10 protein-coding genes and 1 pseudogene are annotated in these 9,136 nt (G+C 67.2%); 6 read left to right on the forward strand and 5 right to left on the reverse strand.

Annotation, left to right across the window (positions count from 1 at the left end; translation table 11 throughout):
• Window positions 1-2 precede the first annotated feature (2 nt).
• On the forward strand, window positions 3-1,274 hold the full coding sequence (locus tag BPODLACK_RS03150; protein WP_159404689.1) for an acyl-CoA dehydrogenase family protein: 1,272 nt from the start codon (window positions 3-5) through the stop codon (window positions 1,272-1,274).
• 55 nt (window positions 1,275-1,329) lie between these two features.
• A complete protein-coding gene (locus tag BPODLACK_RS03155) occupies window positions 1,330-1,806 on the forward strand; it encodes a hypothetical protein (RefSeq protein ID WP_159404690.1) in 477 nt (158 codons plus the stop codon).
• A gap of 296 nt (window positions 1,807-2,102) precedes the next feature.
• On the opposite strand, the gene BPODLACK_RS03160 is transcribed toward BPODLACK_RS03155, so the two are convergent.
• The 3 genes from BPODLACK_RS03160 to BPODLACK_RS03170 form a co-directional block, all read right to left on the reverse strand.
• Window positions 2,103-2,642, reverse strand: a complete 540-nt coding sequence (locus BPODLACK_RS03160) for a DUF1697 domain-containing protein (protein ID WP_159404691.1) — start codon at window positions 2,640-2,642, stop codon at window positions 2,103-2,105.
• 19 nt (window positions 2,643-2,661) lie between these two features.
• Window positions 2,662-3,954 carry a DUF4185 domain-containing protein gene (locus BPODLACK_RS03165; protein WP_006436563.1) on the reverse strand — a complete coding sequence of 431 codons (1,293 nt, stop codon included), beginning with the start codon at window positions 3,952-3,954 and terminating at the stop codon, window positions 2,662-2,664.
• A 136-nt stretch (window positions 3,955-4,090) separates the two neighbouring features.
• On the reverse strand, window positions 4,091-4,858 hold the full coding sequence (locus BPODLACK_RS03170; RefSeq protein ID WP_006436564.1) for a methyltransferase domain-containing protein: 768 nt from the start codon (window positions 4,856-4,858) through the stop codon (window positions 4,091-4,093).
• Between the two features lie 168 nt (window positions 4,859-5,026).
• Between BPODLACK_RS03170 and rnhA the strand changes: the two genes are divergently transcribed.
• The 3 genes from rnhA to BPODLACK_RS03185 are packed head-to-tail and all read left to right on the forward strand — an operon-like array spanning window position 5,027 to window position 7,238.
• Window positions 5,027-5,464 (forward strand): ribonuclease HI, encoded by a 438-nt coding sequence (gene rnhA, locus BPODLACK_RS03175; protein ID WP_085950454.1) that lies wholly within the window; start codon window positions 5,027-5,029, stop codon window positions 5,462-5,464.
• Window positions 5,461-6,387: a D-isomer specific 2-hydroxyacid dehydrogenase family protein gene (locus tag BPODLACK_RS03180; RefSeq protein ID WP_159404692.1), complete on the forward strand. Its 927-nt coding sequence runs from the start codon at window positions 5,461-5,463 to the stop codon at window positions 6,385-6,387. The genes rnhA and BPODLACK_RS03180 overlap by 4 nt, the downstream gene beginning before the upstream one ends.
• 59 nt (window positions 6,388-6,446) lie before the next feature.
• Window positions 6,447-7,238: an SDR family oxidoreductase gene (locus tag BPODLACK_RS03185; protein WP_159404693.1), complete on the forward strand. Its 792-nt coding sequence runs from the start codon at window positions 6,447-6,449 to the stop codon at window positions 7,236-7,238.
• 132 nt (window positions 7,239-7,370) lie between these two features.
• Here the strand turns inward: BPODLACK_RS03185 and BPODLACK_RS03190 are convergent, their stop codons facing one another.
• On the reverse strand, window positions 7,371-7,940 hold the full coding sequence (locus BPODLACK_RS03190) for a YdeI/OmpD-associated family protein (protein ID WP_159404694.1): 570 nt from the start codon (window positions 7,938-7,940) through the stop codon (window positions 7,371-7,373).
• A gap of 45 nt (window positions 7,941-7,985) precedes the next feature.
• On the opposite strand from BPODLACK_RS03190, the gene BPODLACK_RS03195 reads away from it, so the two are divergent.
• Window positions 7,986-8,681 (forward strand): hypothetical protein, encoded by a 696-nt coding sequence (locus BPODLACK_RS03195; protein WP_006436569.1) that lies wholly within the window; start codon window positions 7,986-7,988, stop codon window positions 8,679-8,681.
• Between the two features lie 103 nt (window positions 8,682-8,784).
• Here BPODLACK_RS03195 and BPODLACK_RS03200 read toward each other — a convergent pair.
• Window positions 8,785-9,063, reverse strand: a pseudogene (locus tag BPODLACK_RS03200) (HNH endonuclease); the annotation flags it as partial.
• Window positions 9,064-9,136 lie beyond the last annotated feature (73 nt).

The following is a 9,136-nucleotide window of genomic DNA, read 5'->3' on the forward strand; positions in this document are numbered from 1 at the left end:
CCATGGATTTCGCACTGCCCGAGTCGCTGAGCGACTACCTGGATGAACTCGACGCCTTCATCGAGGCGGAGATCAAGCCTCTCGAGCAGGCCGACGACAACATCCGGTTCTTCGACCACCGGCGTGAGGACTCGCGCACGGACTGGGAACGCGGTGGGTTGCCGAACGCCGAGTGGGAAGCGCTGCTTGGCGAGGCACGGCGGCGGGCCGACGCCGCGGGACACTTCCGGTATCCGTTCCCCGAGGAGTTCGGCGGGCGCGACGGATCGAATCTCGCCATGGCGATCATCCGCGAGCACCTCGCGTCGAAAGGGCTGGGCCTGCACTGCGATCTGCAGAACGAGCACGCCATCGTCGGCAACAACATCGGGCTTCTGCTGATGCTGGAGTACGGCACCCCCGAGCAGCAGGAGGAGTGGATCGAGGGTCTGGCGGCCGGCACCAAGTTCTTCGCGTTCGGGATCACCGAACCGGAGCACGGCTCCGATGCGACGTACATGGAGACAACCGCTGTCCGCGACGGTGACGACTGGATCATCAACGGCGAGAAGACCTGGAACACCGGAATACACGCCGCCCACCGCGACATCGTCTTTGCCCGTACGAGTGGAGAACCCGGTGACGCACGCGGGATCACCGCGTTCCTCGTCGACCCGCAGGCGCCCGGCTTCCGCGTCGAGGAGTACCTCTGGACGTTCAACATGCCAACCGATCACGCCCACATCTCCCTGCGCGACGTGCGGGTCCCGAACTCGGCCGTGTTCGGGGCGGAGGGTGCCGGCCTGCAGGTGGTGCAGCACTTCTTCAACGAGAACCGGATTCGTCAGGCGGCGTCGAGTCTCGGTGCCGCGCAGTACTGCGTGAACCGGGCGGTCGAGTACGCCAACGAGCGGGCTCCGTTCGGTAAGAAGCTCTCGACCAACCAGGCGATCCAGTTCCCGCTCGTCGATCTGCACACTCGATGTGCGATGGTGCGTGCGCTCATCCGGGAGACGGCCTGGAAGATGGACACCTACGGCAACTTCGCCGCCTCGGCCGAGGTCTCGATGTGCAATTACCAGGCCAACCGGCTGTGTTGCGACGCCGCCGACCAGGCGATGCAGGTGTTCGGCGGACGCGGGTACTCGCGGCATGAACCGTTCGAGCACATCTACCGTCACCATCGGCGCTATCGCATCACCGAGGGCGCCGACGAGATCCAGATGCGGCGCGTCGCCGGATATCTGTTCGGCTTCGTGTCCGGCAAGGCGCCCAAGGGTGTGCGCACGTCCTGAGTAGGGTGGGCGGTATGCGAGATCGTGTGCGAGCCGTACCGGACGAGGTCAGGTCATGATCGCGGTCATCATCATCGTCGCGACCGTGGTGGTCGCCCTGTTCGTCCTGGGCGGGGCGGCGTGGTTCGCCTGGGACTCGGACAAACGGGTGCGCAGCTTCGCGCGGTCCACCGACCTCATCCCGGGCCGTCCTGGGCGGGCGCCGGAGAGCTGGACCACCGACAACACCCGAGAGGCGTTGCTGCACCGGCGTATCCGCTACGCGATCGCCGACGTGCACGCCAATCCCGCCATTCCGCACGACGATGAACTCGTGTCGGCGCGAGACCGCCTGGATGACGCGGTCTTCGAACTCGACGATCGCCTCATCGCGGCCGCCGACACCGGCGGCGACGAGGCCGTCGAGATTCTCGACAGTGCCGAATCGGCGGTCAAGGCCCTCGAAGAGCTACCGAAGAAGCTGTGGGAGGCGCCGAAGTCGGATCAACTCGCCGACCTGGATCGCGTGACGCGGGTCCTGTCGCGCGGCTGACGCTCAGATGACCACCGGACGCGGAGGCGGCTCCGGATCGGGCGGTCCTGGTTGGGGATCGGGCGGCGGCGTGGGCGTCGGGAAAGGCGGTTCCGGCGGAGGCTCGGGGATCGGCTCCGGCACCGGAACCGGGTCCGGAGGCGGCGGGGGCTGAGGTACCGGCTGATTCCCACGCGTGGGGTCCGTTACTGTCGGGTCCGATTCCGGGCGGTCCATGGGGGACTCCTCTCGACGTACGCGTCCGGTGTCCTTGTTCCGACGCTACGCCCGCACCTGCGGTCCGGCCACCGGGCTGCTCAAGCCTCGGTGAGATCCAGCAGCTTTCGGACCGTACGCAGGTTGCGGCCGGTTCCCTGCACACCCAGACCCCGGGCGATCGCGGGCGCGGTGAGTTTCGATCGGCCCGCACCCTCGGCGTATCGGATGTGGAGATCGGAGCCGATCACCTGCCGGACATCGCCGCCGAACTCCTTCTCTTCGAACGCCGCCACCTTGTCGGCGTCCGGTCGGGCGACGAGAAAGTAGATGTAGGAGTATTTGTCGTCGACGATCTCGAACGGGTGCGCGTCGAGCGCGGCACTCACTTCGGCGGGGGTGCGGCTGATGACCTCGCGGAAGAAGCCGTAGCGCTCTTCGATCACGGCCTCGAGCGCACGGTCGAACTCGGTGGGATCACCTGGTGGTGAACAGAGGAGATTGCCCGACGCGGTGTACGTCGAGACGTCCGTGGCCCCGAGTTCGGTTGCGATCTCCCGCAGTTCGGCCATCGGCAGCATGGCGCCGCCGACGTTGACCGCTCGGATGAGAACGATGCGCGTCGTCTCTGATTCACTCACCGGTCCATGATGGCAGGTCTCACAACTTGGACAGGTCGGTGCGCGCCAGCATCACGTTGTAGTCGTCCCAGCGGGACACCACGAAGTACAGATTCTTGCCGCTCGAGCGGGGGTGGATGTACGGCGTGTACAAACCGCTCGAGTGCGCGCTGGGGATCAGGACGCGCTCGCCGCTCCACGGGCCGACCGGGGTGGGGGACGTGCGCATCATGATCGTGCCGGCACGTTCGGTGAGCATCACGAACTTCTTCAGGTAAGCGTTGTAGGCCACCGACATCTCGCTGACCGGCAACCCGACGATCGGGGCGGCGTCGGCCGGATTCGGCGACCATCCATCACCGCCCCGGAAGTACTGGTAGCGGCTGAGATTCAGGATGTCGCCGGGCCGGAAGCGGGCCACGAACGCCGATCCGTGCCGACCGTTCGGCGTGCCGTACTGATAGATGTACTCCCCGCTGCGCAGAAACGCGCCCATCTGGAACCGGCTGTGACCGCGCGCGATCTGCGGAACGCCGGGTACGGTGAGGTCGAGGTTCACGCGGATCGTGTTGTTGTCGACGGTCCAGGTCTGACCGTTGTTGCGCGACACCGCGATCGCCGAGTAGTTGGTGCTCCAGCGTCCCGGTCCCAGCCACTTGTGGATCGACATGAAGCTCAGGAACTGGATGCCGTTGACCGAGATGCCGCCGGTCGGGATGCGTCCCACCTCGGTGTTGCGGACGCCGATCGCGTTGAACATCGGTTGTGAATAGGTGGGATGTGCGGGTGTCACCGAGGCGCCGGAACGGACGGCTCCGGGTATCGCGGTCGGGAAGCGGATGGCCTTGTCGAGATTCGAGTTCGCATCGCTGCGGAGCATCGTGTTGTGCCGCCAGACCATCTGACCGGCGCACCTGCCCCAGGTGTCGCCGAAAGCCATGAGGATCTGGCCGGAGCCGTTCTCCCACGGGACGCCGACATCGGTGGCCGTGATCCCGAAGCGGGTGTCCGTGCGTTCGGGGCTCCGTGGACCGGTGACCCAGGAGACGGCGGTCGTCGCGCCCTTGAGCTTCGGCAATGGTCCCTGCGGTTTCTTGCCGCCGGCGCGGTAGCTGCCGAAATCGGCACTGCCCCAGCCCAGGTCGCTGGATCCGGTGCTGCCCGTGCTGCCGACGTCGCCGCCGGTGATGCCGGTGACGTTGCAGACCGCCGCGCCGGCCGGTGGGGCCGCCGAGAGAAGGCCCGCGGCGAGTCCGATGGTGAGGCCGCCGATCACGAGAGTGCGGCGCGCAGGCGAGAGCGGGCGCAGGCGCACGCGGCTGCGTCGGGACATGCGGACCCCCTGTGACTACTGGTTGTTGCCAGTGTTGCAGAAGTAGCCGGTCCGACCGGTGGAGGTGGCCGAAGCTTGACCGGGATGTGACCCTTCGATTCGCCCTGCAGCCTTCCCGGCTGCTCAGGCGGCAGGTTCAGTGCCGGGTGGCGACCGCGAACGCGCGCCGGAACGGGAGGAGCGTGCCCCATTCGTGGCGCGGGTACGCCTCGGCGAGGCGGCGTTTGAGTTCGGTGACGAACTGTTCACGCAGGTCGGCGGGCAGGGCCTGGATGTAGGGCCGGATCCCGCCACCGGCGATCCAGTCGAAGACCGGATCGTCGCCGGCGAGGACGTGCAGGTAGGTGGTTTCCCAGGCGTTGACGCGGAAACCGTGATCGAAGAAGAACCTCAGGTAGTCCTCGGCGTCCAGGCGGGGGAAGGGGCGGACGTCGCTCAGCGACTCCGCGAACGGTTCGGTGGCGGCGAGCTCGGCCAGTACCGTGCGGAACGGGGCGTCGTGGCCGTTGGGCACCTGGATCGCGAAGGCGCCGCCGTCGGAGAGATGGCCCAGGAGGCGGTCGATGACGCCGAACTGATCGGGCACCCACTGGAACATCGCGTTGGAGATCATCAGATCGTACGGGCGGTGCGGTGCCCACTCGACCACGTCGGCGACGTCGAAGTTCGCGCGAGGATCGAAGTTGTCAGTGATGGCGCGGTCGACCATCGCGGCGGATTCGTCGATGCCGAGGATCTCGGCGGACGGCCACTGAGCGCGCAGATGTTTGGTCAGGTGCCCCGGACCGCAGCCCAGATCGACGATCGTCGTCGGGTTGGTGGGAATCTGCGCGATCAGGTCGAGGAAGGGCCTCGCCCGGTCGTCGGCGAATTGCAGATAGCGTGCTGGATCCCAGACAGCCATGTGTCCACCCTAGGGGTCGGCGGTGGTCGTGTCAGCAAGAAGACGGCTTCGGCGCAGCATGGTTCGGGATGTGAGCGGTCTGGGGAGCCGTCACGCCGCTGACGTAGGCTTCCCTGCGTGACAGATCCCGTGAACCCCGCTCTCGAGAACCCGACCGGCGCCGATGGCATGGCGGTCGTGGAGATCTCCACCGACGGCGCCTGCCTCGGGAACCCGGGCCCCGGCGGATGGGGTGCGGTGCTCCGGTACAAGGGCAGCGAGAAGCGGATCTCCGGGTCGGAACCCGACACCACGAACAACAAGATGGAGCTCACCGCGGCGATCGAGGGTCTCGCAGCGCTGACCAGGCCGTCGAAGGTGATCATCTACACCGACTCCACCTATGTGCGGAACGGCATCATGAAGTGGGTGGCCGGCTGGCAGGCCAACGGCTGGAAGACCAGGGACAAGAAGCCGGTGAAGAACGCCGACCTGTGGCGCCGCCTCATCGAGGAGGAGGAGCGTCACGAGGTGGAGTGGCGCTGGGTGAAGGGCCACGCAGGGGACCACTTCAACGAGATCGCCGACGAACTCGCCACCACCGCGGCGCGGGCGGTCTCCCGATGACCGCGGGGCAGGGCGCCTCCATTCCGGTGGCGATCGAACCGAACCACGACGAGCACCTCGTCGCCGCCGTCGAGCGCGCCGGCGGCAAGATCGTCGGTCTGGACGAGGCGCGGGTGCTGGTCTGGATCGGACTGCCCGACGACTTCCCCGAGCTGGCGGATGCCGTCGAATGGGTGGCGCTGGAGTCGGCGGGCATCGAGGACTTCTTCGACGCCGGGATCGTCGACGACCGTCGGGTCTGGACCAACGCCTCCGGCTTCTACGCCGAGAACGTCGCCGAGCATGCGCTGGCACTGCTCCTCGCCGGGCTGCGCCAGATCAACACCGCCGTCACCCGGCACTGGGACAAGGAACGGATCGACACATCGGTGCGGTCGCTGCGCGGCTCGACGGTTGCCATCGTCGGAGCGGGCGGCATCGGTGCATCCCTGGGGCCGCGGCTGAAGGCGTGCGGTGCGCGTGTGATCGCGGTGAACCGGTCGGGCCGCGACGTGCCGGGGGCCGATGAGGTACGACGCTCCACCGAACTCGACGCGGTGTGGGCCTCGACCGACCACGTGGTGCTGGCCGCACCGGCAACCGCGGAGACGCGGCACATGATCGACGCCGAAAGCCTTGCGGCACTTCCGAATCACGCATGGATCGTAAACATCGCACGGGGTCCGCTGGTCGACGAGGAGGCGTTGTACGACGCACTCGTCGCCGGCGAGATCGCCGGGGCGGCGCTCGACGTGACCGACCCGGAGCCGCCGGCGGCGGACCATCCGCTGTGGTCGTTGCCGAACGTCATCATCACGCCGCATGTCGCGAATCCCGCGTCGGGTCTGACGCGCGAATTCGCGCCGTGGCTGGCGAAGAATCTCCGCCGGTTCGCGGCGGGCGACGAGCTGATCTCCGTGGTCACCCCCGGCCGGGAGTACTGATCCGGGCGACTTTCTAGAACACGTTCTCGTTTTCTGGCGGTTCGTGGCAAGGTCGGGGAGTGATTCTCGACAGATTCCGAATCGATGACCATGTCGCCGTCGTCACCGGTGCCGGTCGCGGGCTGGGCGCGGCGATCGCCGTGGCCTTCGCGCAGGCGGGCGCTGACGTGGTGATCGCGGCACGTAGCGAATTCGACCTCGACCAGGTGGCGGGACAGATCGCCGACGCCGGGCGCCGGGCGCACGTCGTCCCGGTGGACCTCAGCAACGCCGACGCCACGGCCGCCCTCGCGCAGACCGCGGTCGACGAGTTCGGGCGCCTCGACACGGTCGTCAACAACGTGGGCGGTGCGATGCCGCGCCCGCTGCTCGACACGACTCCCAAACACCTGGTCGACGCCTTCGACTTCAATGTGGCCAATGCTCACGCTCTCGTCGTGGCCGGGGCGAAGCAGATGCTCGCGACGACGGGTCACGGCTCGATCATCAACATCACCTCGGCCGTCGGCCGGGTGCCGGGCCGTGCGTACGCGGCCTACGGCACCGCGAAAGCTGCTCTCGCGCATTACACGAGGATCGCCGCGATGGACCTCAACCCGAAGATCCGGGTGAACGGTATCGCGCCCGGCGCGATCCTCACGTCGTCCCTGGAGATCGTCGCCGGCAACGACGAGATGCGTACCGCCGTCGAGAACGCCACCCCGATGCACCGGTTCGGCGAACCCGAGGACATCGCCGCCGCCGCGCTCTACCTCGCCTCACCGGCGGGTGCCTACGTGACCGGCAAGATCCTCGAGGTCGACGGCGGGATCATCGCACCCAACCTGGACCTGCCGATCCCGGATCTGTAGTCGAGGTTTCGACGGGGCTCAACCAGCAGTGGTAGGGGCTCAACCGGCAGTGGTAGGGGCTCAACCGGCAGTGGTAGGGGCTCAACCGGCAGTGGTAGGGCTCAACCAGCAGTGGTACGGGCTCAACAGCCGTCAGGGGCGGATGTTCCGGGCGGCCTGCTCGACGATGGTCGCGATCCGTCTGGACTTGGTCTCCGGCCTCTTCGCCAGTGCGATCTGGCCGAGACCCTGCTTGCGGGCGCTGAGCGGGAAGGCATTCCAGTTGGCGCGCGCCACCGGGTCGGCGTCGAGGGCGGCGGCGAGTTCAGGGGACTCGATCCCGGCCTCGGCGTCGTCGAAGATGGACCACAGGCCACTTGCCTTCGCGTCGTCGACGACCGCCTGGCCGGCCGGTTGCATGCGTCCGGACTCGACGAGGTCGGCGATCCGCGCCTTGTTCGACGCCGCCCACGGGCTGTTGCGGCCGCGCCGGGTGAACCACAAGCCGCGCCGGGCCTCGTCGAAGACGCGGCTGTGGCCGTCGATCCAGCCCCAGCAGAGCGCTTCCCGGACCGTCTCGTCGTAGTCGAGCGGCTCGCGTCCGGAACCCTTGCGCCAAAACACCAGCCATACACCTGACGAGGTCCGATGGTTGTCGCGCAACCACTCTCGCCAGTCATCGACGGTGTCGAGAACGAGCTGAGGCGCGCCCGGATCGGCCATGCGTTCACCCTAATCGCGGACGGTCGGTCTCGGTACAGTTGGGCTGTGACCGGCATTCTCGAGTTCGCGAGCAACAACTGGTGGCTGATCTTTCCCATCGGTGGAGTCGTCGGTGGCTGGGCCGGGTCGATCGCCAAGTACAACGAGAAGCGGCGCAAGGACAAGATCGAGCTCGCCCGGATCAAAGCGGCCGCACAGACCGAGCAGCTGAAGCTGACCACGACGTCCGCCGAGCAGCTGCGCAAGACGCTGAAACAGCACGATGCGCTCAACGAGAAGTGGTTCGCCTACGAAGTCGACCTGGCCACGCTGATCGAGTACCCCCTGATGACCGACATGCGGGAACCGCTCACCCTCGCCTTTCATCGTGCGCGAGTCCACGCGGACGACCTGCGTCCGGACGCTCCACGTCCCGGTGACACCGAGTCGACGATCGCACCGGCCGACTTCGCCGACTACCGGGAGGCGGTCGGCGACTACGCCGCGGCCTTCGACGCCGCCGAACGCGAGGCACGCCGCCGCAAGCAGGCCGGTTTCTCGCCGATCGAACGGGAAGCCCTCGACCGCGCCCGCAAGCTCATCAGCGTCGCCTCCGACTCGGGTGCCACCGCTGCGGAACGCCAGGCCGCCTACAAGAAGGCGCGCGCCGAGCTCGACGGACTCATCGACGTCCCGCCGCCGGCGGCCGAACGGCTCGAGCGCCAGATCGCCGGTGCGCTCGAGCGGGGTCGTGGGGACTGAGGTTCCCGTTCTGTGTGCATGAAAGCGGGAAGTCGCGGGACATCGTGGCGGACATTCGGTCCGGGACGGTTCAGTTCCTGAGCAATCGCGAATGTCCTCGGGCTCAAGGCTTTCGGGTCTTGGTGAGTCCGATGAGTGCGGCGCATTGCAGTTCAATGGGTGACAGGTCGGCGAGTGACATACCCCGGTCGTCGGGCGATTCGGGTCGGTGGTCGATGACTTCGCGCATGTGTAGGCGTGGGTGATCGCCGGACGCCTCGTCGGGTCCGTAGATCTCGGTACGCACGTGTTGTAGGTGTTCGGCGAATCGTCCGGGTATATCAGGTGCCCGGTTGATGCGTTCGGGGTTGGGTGGAGCACCGGGTTCGGCATTCAGCTTGAATCACCCCAGGTTTTGTGCCGCCTCCAATGTGGGCTGGTCCTCGGGGCCGAGGCCAGCGTAGTGGAGCGTTTCG

The organism is Gordonia sp. YY1, assembly GCF_009872315.1.
In the GTDB taxonomy this organism is placed as follows: domain Bacteria; phylum Actinomycetota; class Actinomycetes; order Mycobacteriales; family Mycobacteriaceae; genus Gordonia; species Gordonia amicalis.